Origin of the sequence: Pseudomonas sp. FSL R10-2189 (assembly GCF_009600325.1) — a bacterium.
In the GTDB taxonomy this organism is placed as follows: domain Bacteria; phylum Pseudomonadota; class Gammaproteobacteria; order Pseudomonadales; family Pseudomonadaceae; genus Aquipseudomonas; species Aquipseudomonas helleri.
This window is the reverse complement of sequence record NZ_WIVZ01000006.1, coordinates 207,244-228,331: the sequence shown is the minus strand read 5'-3', so window position 1 is coordinate 228,331 and position 21,088 is coordinate 207,244. Positions and strand designations below refer to the sequence as shown.

20 protein-coding genes and 1 pseudogene are annotated in these 21,088 nt (G+C 55.2%); 7 read left to right on the top strand and 14 right to left on the bottom strand.

The features are described 5' to 3' along the window. The coding region (locus GHO32_RS07785; protein WP_153442808.1) for a type VI secretion system Vgr family protein at positions 1-1,772 on the bottom strand (1,772 nt) is incomplete at its 3' end. A gap of 525 nt (positions 1,773-2,297) precedes the next feature. Between GHO32_RS07785 and GHO32_RS07780 the strand changes: the two genes are divergently transcribed. After that, positions 2,298-2,540, top strand: a complete 243-nt coding sequence (locus GHO32_RS07780) for a hypothetical protein (RefSeq protein WP_153336135.1) — start codon at positions 2,298-2,300, stop codon at positions 2,538-2,540. Between the two features lie 135 nt (positions 2,541-2,675). Further along, positions 2,676-3,053: a hypothetical protein gene (locus tag GHO32_RS07775; RefSeq protein ID WP_153336136.1), complete on the top strand. Its 378-nt coding sequence runs from the start codon at positions 2,676-2,678 to the stop codon at positions 3,051-3,053. A gap of 305 nt (positions 3,054-3,358) precedes the next feature. On the opposite strand, the pseudogene GHO32_RS07770 reads toward GHO32_RS07775, so the two are convergent. After that, positions 3,359-3,517: pseudogene (locus tag GHO32_RS07770) on the bottom strand (type II toxin-antitoxin system ParD family antitoxin); the annotation flags it as partial. 212 nt (positions 3,518-3,729) lie between these two features. Here GHO32_RS07770 and GHO32_RS07765 point away from each other — a divergent pair. Both GHO32_RS07765 and GHO32_RS07760 read left to right on the top strand, forming a co-directional pair. Continuing rightward, the gene (locus tag GHO32_RS07765; protein WP_153336137.1) at positions 3,730-5,058 is read left to right on the top strand and encodes a DUF2002 family protein; all 1,329 of its coding nucleotides are present in this window, start codon (positions 3,730-3,732) and stop codon (positions 5,056-5,058) included. Positions 5,059-5,339: 281 nt separating this feature from the next. Next, positions 5,340-6,245 carry a DMT family transporter gene (locus GHO32_RS07760; RefSeq protein ID WP_153336138.1) on the top strand — a complete coding sequence of 302 codons (906 nt, stop codon included), beginning with the start codon at positions 5,340-5,342 and terminating at the stop codon, positions 6,243-6,245. A 9-nt stretch (positions 6,246-6,254) separates the two neighbouring features. Here the strand turns inward: GHO32_RS07760 and GHO32_RS07755 are convergent, their stop codons facing one another. Further along, complete coding sequence (locus GHO32_RS07755) at positions 6,255-6,737, bottom strand: DUF2867 domain-containing protein (RefSeq protein WP_153336139.1); 483 nt, start codon at positions 6,735-6,737, stop codon at positions 6,255-6,257. A gap of 58 nt (positions 6,738-6,795) precedes the next feature. After that, on the bottom strand, positions 6,796-7,239 hold the full coding sequence (locus GHO32_RS07750; RefSeq protein WP_153336140.1) for a hypothetical protein: 444 nt from the start codon (positions 7,237-7,239) through the stop codon (positions 6,796-6,798). Between the two features lie 212 nt (positions 7,240-7,451). Between GHO32_RS07750 and GHO32_RS07745 the strand changes: the two genes are divergently transcribed. Continuing rightward, positions 7,452-7,967, top strand: a complete 516-nt coding sequence (locus tag GHO32_RS07745; RefSeq protein ID WP_153336141.1) for a DUF1440 domain-containing protein — start codon at positions 7,452-7,454, stop codon at positions 7,965-7,967. Between the two features lie 276 nt (positions 7,968-8,243). Here GHO32_RS07745 and cyoD read toward each other — a convergent pair whose 3' ends face one another. The 5 genes from cyoD to GHO32_RS07720 all read right to left on the bottom strand — a co-directional run bounded on the left by cyoD (position 8,244) and on the right by GHO32_RS07720 (position 14,702). After that, positions 8,244-8,579, bottom strand: coding sequence for a cytochrome o ubiquinol oxidase subunit IV (gene cyoD, locus GHO32_RS07740; RefSeq protein ID WP_048369373.1), 336 nt, complete (start codon positions 8,577-8,579; stop codon positions 8,244-8,246). Beyond that, complete coding sequence (locus tag GHO32_RS07735) at positions 8,576-9,208, bottom strand: cytochrome c oxidase subunit 3 (RefSeq protein ID WP_153336142.1); 633 nt, start codon at positions 9,206-9,208, stop codon at positions 8,576-8,578. The genes cyoD and GHO32_RS07735 overlap by 4 nt, the downstream gene beginning before the upstream one ends. Then, positions 9,205-11,316: a cbb3-type cytochrome c oxidase subunit I gene (locus GHO32_RS07730; RefSeq protein WP_371924550.1), complete on the bottom strand. Its 2,112-nt coding sequence runs from the start codon at positions 11,314-11,316 to the stop codon at positions 9,205-9,207. The genes GHO32_RS07735 and GHO32_RS07730 overlap by 4 nt, the downstream gene beginning before the upstream one ends. Before the next feature lie 11 nt (positions 11,317-11,327). After that, positions 11,328-12,272, bottom strand: coding sequence for a COX aromatic rich motif-containing protein (locus GHO32_RS07725; RefSeq protein WP_368668391.1), 945 nt, complete (start codon positions 12,270-12,272; stop codon positions 11,328-11,330). Between the two features lie 156 nt (positions 12,273-12,428). Beyond that, positions 12,429-14,702, bottom strand: coding sequence for an FdhF/YdeP family oxidoreductase (locus tag GHO32_RS07720; protein ID WP_153338154.1), 2,274 nt, complete (start codon positions 14,700-14,702; stop codon positions 12,429-12,431). 247 nt (positions 14,703-14,949) lie between these two features. On the opposite strand from GHO32_RS07720, the gene GHO32_RS07715 reads away from it, so the two are divergent. Further along, positions 14,950-15,486, top strand: a complete 537-nt coding sequence (locus tag GHO32_RS07715) for a tetratricopeptide repeat protein (RefSeq protein ID WP_178113852.1) — start codon at positions 14,950-14,952, stop codon at positions 15,484-15,486. 5 nt (positions 15,487-15,491) lie between these two features. Here GHO32_RS07715 and GHO32_RS07710 read toward each other — a convergent pair whose 3' ends face one another. Together GHO32_RS07710 and GHO32_RS07705 are read right to left on the bottom strand one after the other, a co-directional pair. After that, complete coding sequence (locus GHO32_RS07710) at positions 15,492-16,298, bottom strand: lipopolysaccharide biosynthesis protein (protein WP_256665480.1); 807 nt, start codon at positions 16,296-16,298, stop codon at positions 15,492-15,494. 291 nt (positions 16,299-16,589) lie between these two features. Then, the gene (locus GHO32_RS07705; RefSeq protein ID WP_153336146.1) at positions 16,590-17,501 is read right to left on the bottom strand and encodes a DMT family transporter; all 912 of its coding nucleotides are present in this window, start codon (positions 17,499-17,501) and stop codon (positions 16,590-16,592) included. Positions 17,502-17,599: 98 nt separating this feature from the next. Between GHO32_RS07705 and GHO32_RS07700 the strand changes: the two genes are divergently transcribed. Then, positions 17,600-18,931: a PLP-dependent aminotransferase family protein gene (locus tag GHO32_RS07700; RefSeq protein WP_153336147.1), complete on the top strand. Its 1,332-nt coding sequence runs from the start codon at positions 17,600-17,602 to the stop codon at positions 18,929-18,931. An 80-nt stretch (positions 18,932-19,011) separates the two neighbouring features. On the opposite strand, the gene GHO32_RS07695 is transcribed toward GHO32_RS07700, so the two are convergent. The 3 genes from GHO32_RS07695 to GHO32_RS07685 form a co-directional block, all read right to left on the bottom strand. Beyond that, the gene (locus GHO32_RS07695) at positions 19,012-19,503 is read right to left on the bottom strand and encodes a hypothetical protein (RefSeq protein ID WP_153336148.1); all 492 of its coding nucleotides are present in this window, start codon (positions 19,501-19,503) and stop codon (positions 19,012-19,014) included. Positions 19,504-19,698: 195 nt separating this feature from the next. After that, entirely contained in the window at positions 19,699-20,037 is a 339-nt protein-coding gene (locus GHO32_RS07690; RefSeq protein WP_368668392.1) for a DUF6388 family protein, read from the bottom strand. Positions 20,038-20,095: 58 nt separating this feature from the next. Further along, positions 20,096-21,007: an AraC family transcriptional regulator gene (locus GHO32_RS07685; protein ID WP_048369365.1), complete on the bottom strand. Its 912-nt coding sequence runs from the start codon at positions 21,005-21,007 to the stop codon at positions 20,096-20,098. Positions 21,008-21,088 lie beyond the last annotated feature (81 nt).

The window sequence follows — 21,088 nt, the reverse complement described above, 5'->3', positions numbered from 1 at the left end:
TCGCCGCTTTCCTGGGCCAGATGGTCGCGGGCCAGGTGGGAAAAGGTAGCGTGATGTTGCTGCGCAATGCTGAGTTGTTCGGCGCATTCGGGCAGGTCGGTGTGATGGGCGACGGCGCGGGCGCGTAACTGGGTTGTCAGCAACAGACCGCCGCCCGCCCGCACCACACCGTGGGCGTCGGTACGCAATTCAAAACCTTCGCCACGAGGTGCTCCGCCATCGGGGCGCGGATGGGTCAAGAAGCCCATGTTCAGCGCTGTGTGCTGATGGTTGGTCATCAGCGTGGCGCTGATCTGGCCGTGGGTGTCATCAAGGCGCAGTTCGTTGTGGCGTTGGCCGTGCAGCTCCTTGCTGCGGATCGGGCTAATGGCCTTGAACTCCGGGAGTTTGTAAGGCGTGCGGTTGATGGCGTGGTAACTGCGGCCAATCACCATCGGCTGGTCGGGGTCCCCATGCAGGAACGCCACCAGCACCTCTTGGCCGATGCGGGGCAACGTCACATGGCCCCAACCCGCTCCGGCCCAGCTCTGGCACACCCGCACCCAGCAGGAGCTGCGGTCGTCGTTGCGGTCTTCACGGTCCCAAGGGAACTGCAGACGCACCCGGGCATGCTCATCGCAATAGACTTCTTCATTGGCCGGGCCGACCACCGTGGCGATTTGCGGGCCTTCGATACACGGCTTGGGCAGCAGCGGTGCTTGCCATTGCAGGGTGTCAGGGATCAGCGTGGCGGTCAGGCTGTAACGGGTGCCGACACGGCTGTCGGCGGACTCTTCTTCCAGGGCGGTGTACTGCTGCCCGCTGTGGTGGATGTGCACGGCGCGCCAACCGATATTCATGTCTTCGCGCGGGTGGCCGACCAGATCAAAGGCCAAACCCGGCACCAGCCGCGCATCATCGCCCGTCACTTCAACCGTGCGCGCGTCGTTGCGCAAGGCCAGCAGGCGGGTGCGGGTAAAAGGTTTACCGGCGTTGTCATGTTTGTAACGACCGGGGTAATCGTAGCGTTCATAGCCGCTGGATTGATGGTCCAGATGCATCGCCTGTTCTTGTTGTTCCAGGTTGTAACGCGGATGAGTGAAGGTGTAATCGCGCTGGGTCTGCTCGCTGCTGCGCACGTGCTCGCGGTAAGTAAAGCTGTGCAGTGCCGGTTGCGCGGGATCGCCGCCGGGGTTGGGCGCGTACACCAACGGCTCATCCTGCAAAATGCCGAAGGTGGCGATGTGGTCAGCCAGGATCAACGAATGCCCGGCTTCACTGTGCTGGAAGATCGACAGCAGGCCTTCTTCGGCGGCCAGGCGCTGATAAAACGCCAGGTCCAGCTCGCCTGCCTGAACGCAGAATTCACGTGTTTGATGGGGCTCGGTGAGGCGTTGAGTGCATGCGCCCCAGTGGCGCGCCTTGAACAACTGCTGGAGGATCTGCGGCACGCTGCGCTGCTGAAAGATGCGCCAGTCTGATTGCAGGTTGGCGCGGGCCAACTCGGGCTCGATACGGGCGCGATACCAGGTTCGGCGAAAGCCGGTTTTACCTTGCTCGAACTGGCTGATCAGGCCGTGCACGTACCGCACGGCCTGGCCGCCCTGAAAGAGGGTCAGCGTGGCGGGTTTGTCCAGTAGGGTGGCGAAGTCTGCATTGGCGGATTCACTGATCAATTCAACGTTTAAACAGAAAAGTTCAGAGATGCCTTCGCTCAGTTCAAATGACACCACCTCAAAGGCAATATCGGCTGTTGAACTGAAGGTGAACCGCACATCCTGTGGACGGGACATAGTTGCTCCTGAGTGCGTGCACAGGGGGCAGAGTTAAGTTGCTCTGTGCGCAGATTGCGGTTTATAGGCAATGGCTTAGATTGAATGTCATGAACTTTAAAGATGACTTTTGAGTTCGTCCTCTTCCGTATTCCTTATATTGCGTAGGAAGATTCCGTAATTAAGTTCTTTACGGGAATTATTCGGGCGCGGTAATCATGTTAGGGCAGCAGATTTTGGGGCGGGCGTGAGCGAATGAGCTCGCCAGAAGAGCAGGGTCTGCTATTGGCTGAGCAATTTTTGCAGCGCCTGAACATCTTGGTATTGCACGCTGTAACGGCCCAGGTTTCCTGTTGAATGGTGCTGAGCAAGGATATGGCCGAAGAGGTGCAACCGTATCGGCCGAGCATGGAATAGATAAAACTTTCCCAATTAAAGGAAAGATCTGATAGATCTCTAGCAGAACTGGTCGATACAGTCCGCGCTCTTCAAATAAGTTGGCCAGCATCAATCGGCGCGGTCGGTCTAAATCAGGGAAAATACTGCATGCGCCTTATTCGTCGACAAGATCGCGAACGACTTGGAATTAGCTTCAGAAATATAGAATCACCATTTTTTGCAAAAGCGAACGTAGAGCGTGCTTTGCACATGCCCCATAAGCCTCTTAACTTATTTCATGTTGATGCGTTCGGTCGGCCAATGAGTGACCAACAAATCGTAGAGGCTGTTGAAAACAGTGATTTTTGTGTGTGGGTGTTGGAGGTGGTGTCGTTGCCGGTTCACTTTTAACGGTCCCTGTCGTAGCAGGTGTATGTATTTTACTTGGCTTACAGCGTTATGCGGGGTAATGGTTGTGGGGGCTGGCTCTTTAACTTCAGGCATTGCTGGAGAGTTGGCTGGGGATGTGATCTACGAGATCGTGAAATGAGTACTGTCGATTTTGTTATTGGTTGTCTATGTGGTGCAGTAATTATCTGTATGTTTGTTTGGATAGCTTTTGCGCTTCGAATTGCATTTACTCAGATGGATTTGATGTTGGGGCTTTTACGAAACTGCTCATTTATTGATAGTTTGGCGAAATTTAAGCAAGGCGGGCTTTGGGGTAAGTTGCTGCTGGTTGGTAGTGTTTCAGGGGTTGTTACTTTTCCCGGTTTATATATTAGGCGCGGAATTGTTGATGCTGAAGATATCAGGCGGTTTCCAGTGCAGCTCAAGCGTAGGCTAGTTTTTTTGCAGTGGGCTGGAATCGTGCTAGTAAGTTTGCTTTTTTTACTTGTGTTGGTTAGCAAGATTTTTGGTTGATTTGAGAAGTAACGGTATCGTTGCTAATAAATGGCTTTCTTTGTTGATCGAGCCTGCCTCAATACGGCGAGTTAATCACTGATAAATTTTTGAGAGTGCTTGGTAAATTTAAATGCCGCTGAATTTTTCTTCGGCTATGTTTGTAGCGCAGTGCTGATTAGCTCAGGGTTAGTACTGTGGCTTCTAGGCAAAAGTAGCGGCTGGCTTGCCTGAAATTCATTCATTGGTAGCCAGCGCATCAACCTCTGTGATGCGATCCATCCTCCAGGGTGTCTGGTTGTAAGCTGTAGCTCTACCTAGACGACCAGCCAGCCTTCCATTTCACGGTCACGGGCCATCAGCGCTCGAAGGCCATCACGAATGACTTCGTTTTCAGTGGGGTATTCACCAGTAGCAACTTTGGCTTTCACCGCCTCGCCCATCTGATTGGGCCAAGTGATGCTGAAGTGTTGAGTACTGCACATGATCTGCTTCCTGTGCCTTTCCAATCCTAAAAAATCACCAGACCGCTATGGAAATAACGGGGTCTGCGGTTTGCTTCGTGCCATCTAAAAGATCATGACGCTTCATCACAGTACATTGCTGGGCAATTTGTAGGATATTTCTGCTATCGTCGCAGGTAAAATCTCAAGCCTGTGTCGGCGGGCGCTCCTACTATTGTTAAGTGCTAGCAAAAATGAAATTGAAGCCCCAGCAAATCAATCAGTTGCTTGAAAATTTGAAATTTTCCGTCGTCAGCCATACGGATAAGATCTGCATTTGGCGTTATAAAAATGGCGAGTGCCTTATCGTAAATGTGAAGAATCTTTCAGGGAAATCTGCCCTGGTAATTGATCCCAGTTTGGAGGCGCGAGTTTCTGAATTTCAGAGCGTTAACGGTGTAATTGTCGGGAGCGAATATATTCACCATAGCAACATGACCGTATTTCCAAAGCGCTTGAATCAAGGTGGGGAGTTGATTCACTACGGTATACCCGTATCGCTAGAGTCTGAAAGTTCGTTAATAGGGTTGTTGAGGATTTTGTATCCGTCGCTTACTGACGAACTGGTAGGTGCAGGAAGGCTCTCATTTGCAGGCGAGGTTTCTGCCCCCGAAAGTCAGCGTGTTACCCATTCAGAGTTACTAGCGTGGTTTGAACAGCGTACAGGGCAAGTGCTTACTTGGGAGCAACTCCAGAATGCACCATCTACTGTTGCGATTTCGGCAAAAGGCATTTACAAGCCAAAAGAATCTGACTATGCGCTGTCGATTAGTCAGAGGCTAGACAGTCCTTACAGCGATCAAATGCCCGTTTATCAAGAGAATGGAAGTTGGCACTACACCTATGCTCAAGAGGAGAACCCACGTGGCAACTCCGAGAGTCTTTTTACCAATCAAGGGCTGAATAGGTGCAAGGAAAGCGGGGTGCCTGTGGCAGTTCTTGTGCAGCTCACGAAGAAGCCTCAAATCACGACATATAGGGTATTAGGGTTAGCAAAGGTTATCTCGTGGGAGGAAGGGTTTTTTACGCTTGAGAGCACAACATTGTCAGAAGACGGCATCACTGCAAATGCAGTAGATGTATCGTCTACTTTTTCGCCTGACGGTGTTGAAGATAACCGTACTCGCACCTTGAAGGAGATAACTCTACGTCAAGGACAGGGGGCATTTCGCAGTGGGTTACTTACCGCCTATGAGGGACGTTGCGCTATCTCAGGTTCCGCAGTTCAGCAGGTGCTTGAAGCTGCCCATGTCACGCCTTACTTAGGTAAAGAAACCAATCATATTAGTAACGGGCTTCTACTGCGCAGTGATCTCCACACGTTGTGGGACAGAGGTTTAATTTATCTGTGCGAGGAGCTCAAATTACGGCTTAAACCGAGTCTAGAAAACTCGGAGTACTCCTCCCTTGCGGGCGAAAAAATCAGGTCTAGAGCCCCTAATACCCCTGAACTATCAATGGATGCAGTACGAGCACATCGGGAGTGGTGCTGCACGAAAATCAACTCAAACCGAGCCCAGTGAGCTACCTGCAAAATCGATCAGTTGCTGCCACGCAGATGCAAGATGTCTGATCGCGCAAGCCTTGATGCCCGCACACCTAGCCATTTCAACAGCAAGAATCGGAGTGTGGGCACATTCCAGATACTCCTACTATGAAGCTCCAAGCATAGAGGAGCCCACCATGGCTACCACGCCTCAGGTCTTTCCCCCTTAACAATTCCAATCGCTTTTTGGATTGCTCGGCATCAGTCGTGCAATTTGCGGTTCATTTTTAAGTCAACGAACAGCGCCGAAGGCATACCATGAAATTATCTGATTATGTTCGACTACTTGTTCTGGCGGCGCTCTGGGGCGCCAGTTTTCTCTTTATGCGTATCGCGGCTCCTGTTTTGGGCGCATTGCCGACGGCATTCTTTCGCGTGTTGTTGGGCGCTGTTGGCTTGGCTGTCATTCTTGCCCTTTTAAAAACCAAAGTTGACTTCGACGGCAAGCTGAAAAAGATCATGGTGTTGGGGGTTATCAATTCTGGCATCCCATTTTTAATGTATAGCGTGGCGGCACTGTTGTTACCTGCCGGTTATTCGGCAATTTTCAATGCGACCACACCGATGATGGGCGTGATCATTGGTTGGTTGTGTTTCAGCGATTCGTTGACCCTGAAAAAGGGCGCCGGCGTATTAATCGGCCTGATGGGCATTACCGTGTTGACCAGTACAGGCCCCGTCACACTCTCAATGAGTATTGTGATGGGAGCATTGGCCTGTTTGGTTGCCACCAGTTGCTACGGCGCAGCAGGATTTCTGACTAAGAGATGGATCGCTGACAAGGGCGGGCTTGACTCCAAACTTGTCGCTTTTGGCAGTCAGATTGGCGCGACGCTGTTTCTCGCCCCGGTCTTCGGAATCTCAGCCGCGATGAGTCCTCCGGCTACTTGGGGTAACCCTGAGGTTTGGATGGCACTGGTAGCGATGGGGTTTTTCTGTACTGCGTGTGCGTACATCCTGTACTTCCGTTTGATCGCGGATATCGGTCCGGTGCGCTCACTGACAGTGACTTTCCTTGTCCCTCCCTTTGGCGTTATGTGGGGCGTGATATTCCTGGGTGAACATCTTTCGGCCGGGCATTTGTACGGAGGCGGGCTTATTTGTTTAGCTTTGTGGTTCGTTCTTGGCAAGAGCCCTCAACGCAGAGTCCCCGTCCCGGATTGATCCCAAAACCTAACCACCGCCAACCACCCGTTTCAACCGCTTTATGTAACTCCCCACAATCACCTTATGCGCCACCCCCACCGGCACCATATAAATACGCCCATACAGGTTATGGGTAACGACCGACGAGGTAATGGTGAGCAAGCGATCTGCGATCGAGATGCAGATCATCACGTCCAGGTGCCTGTCGCGCTCGGTCAGGATCAGCATCTGCGGGTCGCTGTGCTCCACCAGAAAGAAATCCAGATGATCGCCGACGTGTACGTCTTTACGCTCGGCGCCCGTGAAACCGCCGATCCGTTTTACGCCAAATTTTGCGGAGATCGCGTCCCTTATCTGGAACGCTGTTCGCATGAGCAGCCCCGAGTCGGCGGTGATGATATTCCAGGCGTCAAGCGGGCTGATGTGCACCGGGAGTTGGACCGATCTGATGTGGTAGTAGTCAAGTTCGGACGGCGCGCGCAGTGTGGGTGCAGGGGAGGTGATGGCCAAACTTTTTCCTTCCGGTGAGCTGATTTTATTTATCACAAGGTCCAGAGCCCTACGCACTCTAGAGAATCTCGACCACAGGGGTAATGAGTTTGGCGCCCAGGGCGATTTCTTCGGCCAGCACGCTTTTGAGTGTTTCTTTGCTGCCTTCTTTCATGGTTTCGGCCAGGCGCTGGCGGATTGAAAGCCCGTGGGTGAGGCAGTGCGGTGTTGATTTCAGGGCTTCCAGGCCTTTTAAGGTCAAGACGGCTCCCGAAACTTGGGTGTCGGGGCAGATCTCGCCGGTCAGGTAGCCGGTGCCGATGAGCCAGCGGACGGTGGCATTAAAAAAATCGGCGTCGCTTGCGGGCAGCTCCAGCAGGCACAGGTCGTTGCCTTCAGAGGTGAAGGTGGGCGTCGCCAGTTTTTTTGCGACGAGGTCGTAGGGGATCGGGAAGTGCTCGTACAGCTCGGCAAAAATTTTGCCAGCCAAGTCATTGAATTTATCGATATTGGTATCTGACATGTCGCAGGGCTCCGATAACAGACACTCAGCCTAAGAGGTAGCAGGATTGTAGCTCGCTCCTGCCAGGCTGGCTTCACTCTGGCTCAGCTCTTTGCAGGCGTCATGATCCGGCAAAGGAAAAAAACATCGACTACAGTCATCCTCTGCGCAGGCGTGTGCGTATTAATAACGGCGGTACTGCACGTTACTCGATAAGGATATGGAGTTATTTAATGTCAACGTTATTGGCAGTGAGACCCAAATTAGAAAGAAATATAGAGCTGGCCATTTGGGCCGGCATTGTGGCTGGCGTTATATCGGCGCTGGTGAAGTCGGGCTTTGAGACATTAATTCCGCCCAGAACCCTTAGCACTACGCCGCCCCCGGTGGTGCTTCTGGAGAAGCTCGGTTTTAACGTGGACCTCATGACCTATGAGTGGATGGGGTACAGCATCAACTGGGGCGGTAATGGTGTTCACATCCTGTTTTCTATCGTGATGGCGATTATTTATTGCGTGGCGGTGGAGTTTTTACCCCGAGCAAGAATGCTGCACGGTGTTGGTTTTGGCGTGGGCGTTTCGGTGTTTGCCCACGGTCTGGTCGTTCCGTTGTTGGGGCTTTCGGGGTGGTTGTGGCTGGCGGGCTCGCAAGCGCTGATCTCGGAGTTTGTCGGCACGGCGTTCTGGATTTGGACGATTGAGGCGATCAGGCGTGACCGTCGCTATAGCATTCCACGCAATCAGTTATAAATTTAGTTTTCTGCGACTGGCGATGACGGTCTTGCGCCAGTCGGTTATAAAAGACAGAAATAGACCAAAAGGGGAGCAGTATGAAAAGCCGGGTTCAAAAAAAGCATGTGTTTTTGATTATTTTTATTGCCTTTGCCGTGTTCAGTTTTTTGATGACTAACTGGGATCAATCACTTTGATTTAGTGAGTCGGCTTACGCCGCGCAGGTGTTTAAGCCTTACTCGAACAACAAAAAAGGGTGACCTCAACCGGTCACCCTTTTTTGCGTCTGCGCTTTTACATCATGCGCGCATGTTGGTCCCACAAAATCCAGATCGTTCCTGCAACGATTAACAGCAAGATCAATGACGTAAACAGTATGAGCATCAGGTCATCGCGGTGTGATTTGCCCAAGTCGATGTGCAAGAAAAAGCGCAAGTGCACCACCACTTGCACCAACGCCAGGAAGCCTAATACCGCGAGGGCCTGGGTGCCTGTGACGACCTTGAGCCAGACCAGGCCGAAGGCGATCAGGGTCAGGACCAGGGCCAACACGAGGCCGATGCAATAGCTGCGCTGCTCGTTGCCCGGTTGCGCCTGCACAGTGTTGCTCGATGAGGTTTCCGGGTTCATGTGGCGACTCCGAACAGGTAGACGAAGGTGAAGATCCCGACCCAGACGATGTCGAGCATGTGCCAAAACAAAGCGAGGCGTAAAAGCCGCAGTTTGACTGGTGTATTGACCCCCAGCGTCATCACTTGCACCGCCAGCACGATCATCCAGAGGATGCCGGCCGACACGTGCACAGCGTGGGTGCCGGTCAATAAGTAGTAGGCGGACAGAAAGCCACTGGTTTGCGGCCACGCATTGTGGGTTTCGATCATCACGTAATAGTCGTGGAGTTCGAAAGCCACAAAGGCCGCGCCAAGCACAGCGGTGAGCCCCAGCCAGCCCAGCAGGCGGGCGCGGCTGGTGCTGTATTTCATGGCCAAAATGGCGAAGCCAAAAGTGAAGCTGGACAACAGCAGCAAGAGCGTTTCGATAAAGGCCGAGCCCAGGTCAAAGACCTCGGCAGGCGTCGGGCCATGGGCGATGCCTTGGCTGCTCATGGCGGCATAGGTGGCAAAGAGCGCGGCAAACAGCACCAGGTCGCTCATCAGGAAAATCCAGAACCCGAAGATGACTTCTGAGGCTTTGGCGTGGCTCTCGCGGTCTGTCACGTCCAGGTTCACCCCGGGGTGCAGAGAGTGGGGCGCATTCATAGGGCTGACTCCAACACGTCATCAGGGAGTTTCTGGCCGGGCTGCCCGATTCTGTCCGGGGCGGCCTTGCCCCGGTTTTTCGGGCTCATTTCCAGGTCGCGGGTCACGCCGGGCGTGGCCCGTACGGCGGCCAAAAAGGCCTCGTGTTCCGCTTCGACGCGGCTGGCCGGAATAATCTCGGTTGTCTGTGAGACAAACGAACGTGCGATCACCACAGCCCAAGCGGCGACAAACGAGAACACCACCAGCCACCAGATATGCCATACCAGGCCAAACGCCAGGGTGAAGCTGAAGGCGCCGATCAATGGCGCCGCCATGGAGTTGCGCGGGACTTCGATGTCGCTGTAGGCCGCGGGCGAGCGATAGGCCTGACCGGTTTTCTTGGCTTCGGTAAACGCGTCGCGGCCGTCGACGTGAGGGATGACCGAGAAATTCCACGCCGGTGGAGGGGAGGGGATCGACCACTCCAGCGAACGCCCGTCCCACGGATCGCCCAGCAGCACAGTGAGTTGGCGGCGCTGGCGGATCGACACTGCGATCTGCACCAGCAAGAACACCGTACCGAGCAGCAGCAATGCGGCGCCGAGCATGGCCAGTGCAAACCAAGGGGTGAACGACGGATCGGACCACATCACGGTGCGCCTCGGTGCGCCATTCATGCCGAGCCAGTAGAGCGGGAAGAACGCCAGCAAAAAGCCGGGTGCCATCGACCAAAACGCCGCTTTGCCCCAGCCCTCGTGCAAGCGGAAGCCAAAGGCTTTGGGGAACCAGTACTGCACGGCGGCAAACATGCCAAACAGAACGCCCGGAATGATCATGTTGTGGAAGTGCGCGATCAAAAACAGCGAGTTGTGCACCTGAAAGTCGACGGTGGGGTTGGCCAGCAGAATGCCGGTCATGCCGCCGAGGACAAAGGTCAGCAGGAAGTTGATGTGAAACAGCATCGGCGTGGTGATGCGGATCCGCCCTCGGTACATGGTCAGGATCCAGTCGTACACCTTAACCCCGGTCGGAATACCGATGATCATCGTGGCAATACCGAAAATGGCATTGACGTTGGCACTTTGGCCCATGGTGAAAAAGTGATGCAGCCACACGCCGAACGAGAGCACCGCGATGCACATGGTGGCGTAGACGAGCGAGGTGTAGCCGTAGATCCGTTTGCCGACAAACGTTGAGACCACCTCTGACCACACGCCCAGGGCTGGCAGCAACAGGATGTAGACCTCCGGGTGCCCGAACAGCCAAAAGAGGTTGGCAAAGTTCATCATGTTTCCGCCGTCACCGTTGGTGAAGAAGTGGAAACCGACGTAGCGATCCAGCGCCAGCATGATTGTGGCCACGGTGAGCGGCGCCATGGCGAAGATCATCAAAATCGAGGTGCACAGTGTGGTCCAGCAGAACAGCGGCATGCGAAACATCGACATGCCAGGGCAACGCTGTTTGTACAGGGTCACGGCAAAATTGAGCCCGGTCAGGGTTGAGCCGATCGATGCCAGGGTGACTGACCAGATCCAGTAATCCACGCCTTCACCGGGGCTGAACTCAATGCCGGTATAGGGCGGGTAGCCACTCCAGCCGCCGGTTGAGAACTGGCCGACGACCAACGAGACCATGATCAAACCCGCGCCAGCTGCTGTCAGCATCAACGAAATCGCATTCAGCAGCGGGAAGCTGACATCGCGTGCGCCGATCTGCAGGGGCATCACGTAATTCATCAGGCCGGTGATAAACGGCATCGCCACGAAAAAAATCATGATCGTGCCGTGGGTGGTAAACAGTTGGCCAAAGTGATCAGCCGAGAGATAGCCCGCGCCATCGGCGGCCGCGAGTTGCTGAGAACGCATCACGCCCGCTTCGATCAAGGCCCGCAAGAACATGACCAGGGCGATGACGATGTACATGATGCCGATTTTTTTGTGGTCGACACTGGTCAGCCAGTCCCGCCACAGCGGCTTCCACCAATGCATGACGGTCAGCAAAACCACCACACCGATCGCGCCGAGGATCACAATGCTGCCCGCCCCGGACGCCACGAATTCGCTGGTTGAGGGGTGCTTGATGGCGCCGGCAAACACCAGTGAGTCCCAGCTAAGTTGCCCGAAAATAGTCTCCCAACTCACTGTTCTGCCCCTTTTGTGCTGGAGTGTTGAAGGTGCTGTTCATGCCCTGGTGATGGCTGGGCGCTAGCCGCTTTGGCGTGCCCATGGCCGCCGGTGAAACTGCCGAGAACCCGCTCGAACAAGCCTTTTTCGACACTGCCGTAATAGCGCGGCGCATGCTCGATGCTGGGTTTGAGCAGCTCTTGGTAAGTGCTCAGGTCCAGTGTCTGTGCGCTTTGGCGGGTGTCACGGACCCACGCGTCGAATTGCCCGGCCGGCATCACCACCGTGGGGAACGATTGAGTGGCAAAGCCATCCCCGTTGTACTGCGTGTTACGCCCCCGGTACTCACCGGCGCGGTCCGCCATCAGGTTCAATTGCGTGGTCATGCCGGCCATGGTGTAAATCTGCCCGGCCAGTTGCGGGATCATGAAGGACTGCATCACCGTGCCGCTGGTGAGCTTGAGGCGCACCGGTCGGTCTTGCTCCAGTGCCAGGTAGTCGAGGGTGGCGATACCTTGCTGCGGGTAGATGAACAGGAACTTCCAATCCAGCGAGACCACTTCAATGTCCAGCGGGTCGCTGCCAAGTGGGCGGTACGGGTCATATTTGTGCGTGTGCGCCCACAGCGCCGAGCTGAGGACAATGATCAGAATGATCGGTATGCCCCACAAAACGGCTTCATTACCCCAGTTGAAATCCCAGTCAGGCCGATACGCGCCCCGACCGCCGCGGCGGTAACGCCACAGCACCCAAGGGACGAGGATAAATATCGGCACGACGACGATGAGCATCAGCGAAATAATCGTTTTGAAGTGCTCAAATTGCGCGGCCGCAATCGGGCCTGCGGCGTCGATAAAACCGGCGTTGGCGATCGCCGTGTCAGCAGATGGAGCGGCTTGCGCCAGTGCGGGCAGCAGAAGGCCCGAGACAATCAGAGCGCAGGGTGTGATTCCTTTCACGCGGTAATCTCCTTGAGTCTTACAACTTGATCAGCGCTTTGTTGAGGGGGCTTTAGTCAAGGCATGCGTTCAGATGACCTCCAGTGCAGGGTTCGTCAGGCGACTGCAGTGCAGGGTTCGTCAGGCGACTGCCGGGTGAATGATTGGTACAGGGTGTCAGTTAAGGCTGGAGCGTTTGACCCGCACCGGCACTGATTTGTAAGCCGGAATACCGCTTTGCGGGTCAATGTTGTCCAGGGCAATCAAACAGTTGGCTTCCGGGTAGTAAGCGGCCACCGAGCCGGGCGCGATGGCGTGTTCCACGGCCGTCAGTTTCTCGTAACGCATCTGCCGGCCCGAGGTCACCGTCTCGATGTCCACCAGATCGCCGTGGGCCAGGCCGCGTGCCTGCAAGTCTTGCGCGCTGATGAACAGCACATCGCGTCGGCCGAAGACGCCCCGGTAGCGGTCATCCATGGAGTAAATAGTGGTGTTGTATTGGTCATGGCTGCGCAAGGTCATGAGCCGTAACACATCCTCGCCTTGCACCACCCAGTCTTCATCCACACCTGGGTACACATAAAACTCGGCTTTACCGGAGGGCGTGTGCCAAATGCGTTCGGTAGGCGGCAAAGGCAATCTGAAGCCGCCGGGCACACGGATTCGCTGGTTGTAATCTTCGAAACCGGGGATGGTTTTTTCGATCAGGTCACGGATCAGGTCGTAATTGGCCACAAGCTCCGGCCACGCAATCGACAAATGCGGCAGTGCAGCGCTTGCCATCCCGGCCACGATCGCCGGTTCTGAACGCAGGTGCTCGGAGGCGGGCGCCAAGCGACCGGCAGAGGCGTGGACCATGGACATCGAGTCTTCAACGGTAATCGCTTGCGCGATGCCATTTTGCAGGTCCAGTTCTGTACGGCCCAGGCAGGGGAAAATATAAGTCTCTTTCGCGACCAGCAAATGTGAGCGGTTCAACTTGGTGCCGATATGCACACTCAGGTCCAGCTGTTTCATGGCCGGGAAGCATTGCTCGGGGTCGGGCAGCGCCACCGCAAAGTTTCCGCCCAGGCAAATCAGCGCCTTTGAGGTTCCGGCAACCATGGCTTGCATGGTTTGCACCGCGTTGTGGCCTGGGGCAGCAGGGGGCTTAAAACCCAAGGTCTGTTCAATTTTTTGCAGAAAGCTCGCCGAGGGTTTCTCCGTGATACCCACCGTGCGGTTGCCCTGCACATTGGAGTGCCCGCGCAACGGGCATATGCCGGCGCCCGGTTTACCCAGATTGCCGCGCAGCATCAGCAGATTGCACAGCGAGCGCACGTTTTCAGTGCCGGCATTGTGCTGGGTGATGCCCATGCCATACGTGATGATGGTGGCATTGGATTTGGCATAGGCCGCCGCGACTTGTTCCAGCGCTGTGCGCGTGAGCCCGCTGTGGCGTTCGATCAGCGACCACTCGGTCGCGACCAAGTCTGCTTTCAGTGCTTCAAAGCCGTGGGTATGTGTCGCGATAAACGCGTGATCCAGCACTTCACCGACACGCTCCTCAAGTTCCAGTACAGCTTTCATCACCCCTTTAACCGCTGCCACGTCACCGCCTGCTTTGACATTCAGGTAGGTGGAGGCAATCGGTGTTGACCCATAGGTCGCCATTTCAACCATGTTCTGCGGGTCGGCAAAGGTCTCCAGGGCGCGTTCTCGAATAGGGTTAAACACCAGGATCGGTACTTTGCGGCGTGACACCTCATGCAAAGTACCCATCATTCTCGGGTGATTTGTGCCCGGATTATGGCCAATAGAAATGACCAACTCGCACAGATCAAAATCATCAAGAGACACCGTGCCCTTACCAATACCGATGGATTGCGGCAGGCCGACACTGGTGGGTTCATGGCACAGATTGGAACAATCGGGGAAATTGTTGGAGCCCAAACCGCGGGCAAATAACTGGAACAGATAAGCCGCTTCGTTAGAGGCTCGACCCGAGGTATAGAACTCAACTTGAGTGGGGTCGAGGCTGCGCAGAATCTCGCCAATACGTTCAAACGCAGTGTCCCAGGCCACGGGTTTAAACGTGTCAGAGGCGCGGTCATACACCAGCGGGCAGGTCAGGCGCCCGTAGTTTTCCAGCTCGTGATCGCTGCGATTGAGCAGAGCGCTCACCGTGTGTTCGGCAAAAAACTCCGGTGTCACGCGTTTGCTGGTCGCCTCCCACGTCACAGCCTTGGCGCCGTTTTCACAAAATTCGAAAGTTGAACTGTGCTTTTTGTCAGGCCAGGCGCAACCAGGGCAATCGAACCCATCGGGTTGGTTGGTTCTCAGGAGCGTGCTGACGGCCTGCACATTCTCCATTTGTTCGCGGATAGCATTCGCGGTGGCCTTTAACGCACCCCATCCTCCGGCAGGCGCTGTGTAATCACGAATACCCTCGACCTTTCCTTGCTTGGACATGTTCACTCCTTGAACCCCAGAAAACACGCTCTACGACGGCGTTGAGCCTGAATCCGGGCGCAACCCGACAAACTGACTCACGGTTATAAGTCTGTTTTTTATAAGGTTATTAGCGGTTCGATTGACCATAGGTAAGCGATCTATATCTGTCAAGAATGCCGCCGCTGCCCTTTATAAAGCCTGCGCAGATGAGTGACCGGGCGTGTTTATGTTATTAAGTTCAGCCCAACTGAAGGAGCAGACATCTATGGAAGACACCCTTGCCATCATTGCAACGATGACGCAGTCCGCTGACTTTCACGGCGCTTATGAACACGCCGTTCCGCTTGCGCAGCAGTACCCCAATGCAGTGGCTGCGCAAATAGCAGCGGCTTATGCGTGTGACCGCGTGGGTGATGAAGAACAAGCCCTGGTTTACTATCGCAAGGGCTGGGCGCTTGGCGTGCCTGAAGAACACCGATTTCAGTTTTTGATCGGTTTTAGCAGCACCCTCAGGAATGTAGGGTGCGCGCATGAGTCGCTCGAATGGTTACAACTCGCCAGGGGTGAACAGCCAAACAATCCGGCGCTTGCTGCGTTCACTGCGCTCGCTTTGCACACCGTTGGTGAGACCGAATTGGCGCTCGCCACCATGCTGGAGGCTGCTTTAAAAACGGGGGATGGCAACGGACTGGCACCCTATACCCGAGCGCTGACAGAGTACCGGGATGAGCTATTAGTGGCTGCCGGGAAACCACAGCACAACCCCAGTATTGAAACGGATAAGCCCAGCACTTCGGCTTGAGCCCATCAGATTTTTAGCACTTTGCGGGGGACCAATTGCCTGACTTCTTCAATTGACTTATAGGGAATCAAGCTGCTGGGAAGTTTCGACGTACTGGATAAGTTGTACACGCTGAAGTCAGCATCTATGACCTTTTCTGCCATCAGTTCGAAGGAGGGCAGAATGCGAGATTCCATATGCTCATCCAGCACGCAGGGTGACTTGTCTGATTGAGCCGTCTCATAAAAACGCCCTGTATCAGGGCATAAATCCACCCCGACCAAAAATACTTTATTGAAGCCCGCGTGATAGGCAACTTGCAAAGCAAGATAGGCCACTGTTCTGGCGTCGAAATAACCTTCACTTAAATCTTTACTGAAGCCGATGCTACTGTTTCTGCCTGTATGGAATTTGGAGCGGCGGATCAAATTACCAGGCTCGGCTGAGAATAAATCTCTCCAGGTAGATTTAGCCGCTTTTTTCAAGGCGTAAAATTCGCCGGATGGCACGGGGATGTCATGCAGCACATAATCTTCTCGCAGCACTACGCGCTGGCTAAGTGCCAGCCCTGCGTGGAATAAGCGGCTTTGCTGGGTGAAGAAGCCAGAGTCGGTGCAGACATAGAAAAAAGGGCTGATTGAAGTATTCAGGAACATCGAAATCGCGCCGTTCACCACAATCATCGGCACGTGTTTAAACTCATTTAGAGGGAAGTCTTTGGCTGATGCACCCGAAGCAATGATAAATACAGCACCCTCAGCGATATCCTTGCAACCCGACAGTGCAAGCGGCGTAGGAGAATGGGTGGAAATATAGGTGCTGGCAACGCCCATGGCTTTGAACCCTCTGGAGCAGAAACTGAAGAACCTTACGCCCAAATGTGCAGAGCATATGTAGTCCTTTTCCAGTATAGGCGTGGGATATCGACTTCGCTGATGAAAAATCAGTCAGTTTGGAAGTTTTGATGAGATTCGTGCGCGCAATTTCACCAGATTTTCACAACTGTTAAGAAGTGTTAGTTGTCTTAACATAAGTTTAAAAAACTTATTATTAGTTGATTTTTTTAATTGCTTGGTTATAGCAGGTTCTCTGAGTTGGAACCTGCTATTGGTTGTGTTGTTGAACTACTGGGCCTTATTGGTTGTGGCAAACTTCTTGGCCGCAATAACACACACAATCACCGCGCCGGTCACGCCAAACATGCCAAGGGTCACCGTTTCATGCAGAAAAGTAGCGGCCAGGGCCAGCCCGAAAAATGGTTGCAACAGTTGAAGCTGGCCCACGGCGGCAATACCCCCCAGGGCCAGGCCGCGATACCAGAAGAAAAAGCCGATCAACATGCTGAACACGGAGATGTAGCCCAAGCCGAACCACGCAGGCGGACTTATACCTGCGAAAGAGGCGGGGGCCACGATGCAGGCCAGTGTTGCCATGATTGGCAGCGAGAGCACCAGCGCCCATGAAATAACCTGCCAGCCGCCTAAGGTTCGCGACAGTTTGGCGCCTTCGGCGTAGCCAAGGCCGCAGATCAGGACTGCCAACAGCATCAGCATGTCGCCTCGGGCTGAGGCGGTCAGCCCTTGTGAGATGGCAAACGCGATCACCAGTGCACTGCCCAGAACCGAGAAGAACCAGAACGCCGGGCGCGGGCGTTCACCCCCGCGCAGCACGGCAAAGGCGGCAGTCGAGAGCGGCAGCAGGCCGAGGAAGACGATGGAGTGCGCCGAGGTGACATGCTGCAAGGCCAACGCGGTCAACAATGGAAACCCCAGCACGACGCCGATCGCCACAAGCAGCAGTGAAAACAGCTGGCTTCGATCCGGGCGTCTGGCTTTAAGCGCCAGCAGAATGCACAGCGCCAGCACCCCGGCGATGGTGGCCCGGGCAAAGGTCAGAAAAACCGGATTAAACTCTTGCACGGCGACGCGGGTCGCGGGCAACGAGGCGCTGAAAATGACCACGCCGATAAAACCGTTGATCCAGCCGGAAAGGTTTTTCTCGGTCGCTGGGGAGTGCAAATTAGAGGTGCGTTCCATCGGGTCTCACGCTCAAGGCTAAAGGCAGGATTGCTTTAGGCGCATGCTATGGCTGAAGATTGATGACAATCAAAATATTGTCATGGATACATATTCCGATGCCCCGTTCCCGATACAAGTCGCTGGTTGACTCGTTTGCCGCTGATATCCGCTCAGGGCGGTTGTCGCCGGGTACACGCTTGCCTACGCACCGCCAGTTGGCCGCGACACAGGGGTTGGCGCTGGTCACGGCGAGCCGGGTGTATGCAGAACTTGAGGCCATGGGGCTGGTCAGCGGAGAGACCGGGCGCGGGACGTTTGTCAGGGAGACGTCGCTACCCCCAGGTCACGGCATTGACCAGCCGAAAGTCACGGCGGGCATGTTGGACCTCAACTACAACTACCCGTCCGCGTTGGGGCAAGCCGACATGCTTCGCACTGCGTTGCGGCAACTGGCGTTATCCGGGGATCTGGAGTCGTTGTTGCGTTACCAGCCCCATGGTGGCCGCCTGCACGAGCGAGCGTCAGTGGCGAGGCATCTGTCAGCTCGCGGTTTGAACGTCCCGGCCGAACAGGTGTTGATCGTCAATGGTGCTCAGCATGGGTTGACGGTGGCGTTGATGGCCTTGTTAAAACCTGGCGATGTGGTGGCGGTTGATGCGCTGACCTATCCGGGGTTTAAAGCGCTTGCGCAGACCCTGCACCTGGAAGTTTTGTCTGTGCCGGTAACCGACTGCGGCCCCGATCTCAACGCACTGCAAAAACTCTGTTGCAGCCGTTCAGTCCGTGCGGTTTACAGCATGCCGACACTGCACAACCCGCTGGGTTGGGTGATGAGCATCGAGCAGCGTCAGCAACTGGTCGCCATAGCGCGCACCCATGACCTGCATATTATTGAAGACGCTGCCTACGCTTTTCTTGTCGAAAACCCACCGCTGCCTATCGCCGAACTGGCGCCAGAACGGACAATTTACGTGTCAGGGCTTTCCAAAAGCGTTGCTGCGGGCTTGCGTGTCGGCTTTATGGCTGCCCCCGCGCACCTGATCGCGGCATTGGAGCGCGTGATCCGGGTGACCGCGTGGAACACTCCCGGCGTCATGACTTCGCTTGCCAGCGCATGGCTGGAGGATGGAACCGTCAGCCGCCTGGAAGTGCAAAAGCGCCAAGACGCACATGCCCGACAAAACATTGCTGACGAACTCCTGGCTGGGTTGCGCACTGTCCGTCACCCGTACTCCTACTTCATCTGGCTGCCTTTGTCTGATGACGCCCGCGCAGAGCAAGTCGTGACGGCCCTTATGCGCGAGCACGTTTCGGTGTCGTCTGCGCAGCCGTTTGCGACCTCGTCTCATGTGCCGCGTGCGATTCGTCTGGCGTTAGGGTCAGTAGACTTGGCGTCACTGAGTGAGGGGCTGGCTAAAGTGAAGTGGGTGGTTGATGCGTATTCGTAGGGTTTAGCGCCGGGTTTGGATTTGCCTTGGTAAAAGCTGCCACTGAGTGCTTCAGTGGCAGGCCGACCAGTGCACGGGGTTCAAATCCCCGAGCGTGTCATCGGGCTGAGTATCTGACTGCCCAGATTCAAGGCTTGGGTCACCAAGCTCCTCAATTCCAGAGGGTTTTCGCCCCGGACGTGCTGCGCCAGTTTTTCTCCGAGAGTGGGGGTGCCATCCTGGCCTTCGGCAAAGGCTCGGAGGATCAGCAGGCCATTGCTCGTGAGGACGACTTCAAAAAACGAAACGCCTGACATGCCGTCGAAGTGGATGTAGCCGACGTCGGCCAGCCATTTGACGGTAGCCAGAAACAGGTTTTCTTCTTGGCTCAGTAGCTGGCGGTTGCTGTCTTCGAGGGTGTTGTAGTCGATGAATTCTTCTGCAGACAGTGTGATGGGCAGCGGGAAATTGCGGTACAGGCGGCCGAGAATCAAGCCGGTGTTACTGTCGAACAGTTCTATGTTGTTGGACGGCAGGTCGTTGACGGCGTGCGTGCTTTTATCTTTGGCAGAACCAGCAAATCCTTTGAACATGCGAACCTCTTCCAGTGGCGGCTGCGTGCCGCGTTCAAACATTTGTCCCTATGGGTATAGCACAGGCCATGAGGATGGGCTGAGTCGCGTACACCCTGTAGCAGTTGACGAGCCTTGCGAGGCTACGTCCGGGCGCGCAGCGGCCGTAAAAATAGCCAAGATCAAAAGATCGCGAGCAAGCGCGCTCCTACAGTTTTAATGCGCCTCAACCTCAAGGCCATACAACGCGCAATACTCGGCCCACTCCATGCCTGCCATTTGCGCCACTTCGCGGTGCACTTCAAGGCGCTGTGCTTGAAAGTCTTCGGGCGTTTCACTGGTCAATTGCAGGGTCAGTTCCCAGGCAAAAAAGCCCAGTCGTTCAGCCTCTGCTTCGAAGGCTTCGTTGAGGCGTTCCTGGCGATATTCCTGCATGGATTGGCCCGCCGCACGGGCTGCCAGCGGGTTTAGTTTTTCAAGTTCTGCGGCCAGTTCCGGGCGTTCGCCCAAGAACCGGTCAAGGGCTTTTTGATGCTGAGGTCCAGGTTCGGTCACACAGGTCTCCACATAATGAAGGTTGTAAATACAGCATAGACTGCGCGGGCCAAGCCGCTCAGCGTCGCTCATGCTGCTTGCGATAAGCCCCCGGTTGCACGCCGATCGCTTTGGTAAATGCCCGGGTGAAGGCGGCAATCGACTGATAGCCCACCGCACCACAGACTTGTTCGACGGTGTGCCCGGTTTGCAGCAATCGGCAAGCATGGCGCATGCGCAACGCCAGCAAGACATGCCCCGGCGATTGCCCGGCCTGTTCGCTAAACCGTTTAAAAAACGCCGAGCGTGACAGACCGGTGCAGGCGGCCATGCTTTCCAGTGTCCAGGGCTGCTCGGGGTGTTCGATCAGTTGCTCCAGCAAGCTGGAAAACAGCGGTTGCCTCGCCAAGGCAACCAAACCCCCGAGGTTCGGGTTGTCGCCGACTTGCTGGCGTAAGACATAAAGGAACAGCAGGTGGCTCAGGCGCTCAAGCAGGGCTGACGATGGCCCCGGCGTTCGCTGACATTCTTCCAGTATCAACTGGAAAAGCGTGCGCGCTGCGTGGGACGACGGGTCGTCCGCGCGTAAGAGAATCCAGGCGGGCAGGGCTTCGATGATCAGCGCTGAAAGCCCCGGCTGAAAATGGAAGAAACCGCAGACCAAGCCCACGCCATCTTCCGCCTGGCTGTCGAGCGCTTGCATGGTCTGGCGCGGCAGTTGCGCGGCCAGGCTTGGGTCTTGGGCGCTGGACAACCGGTACTTCAAGTCTTGCAGCAGAAACAGCGCATCCCCCGCGTTGAGCTGCACGCCCGTGGTCTGCCCCTCCACATGCAGCCAGCATTGGCCCTGCACGACCATATGGAAACTGGCACGGGCCAACCCCTCGGTGCTGCTGTGCCAGCCGCCGCAATAACGGCCGACGTGAAACAGACTGGCATCCAGCTCAAGGCTTTCTAATAACCAATCGATTAGTGGGGTGGAAGAAATCATCTAATGGAAACACTCAGGAGCAAGTAATCGCTACTTTAGAATATGGAATGAATTTTTTATAACCAACAGACTGTTTAGACA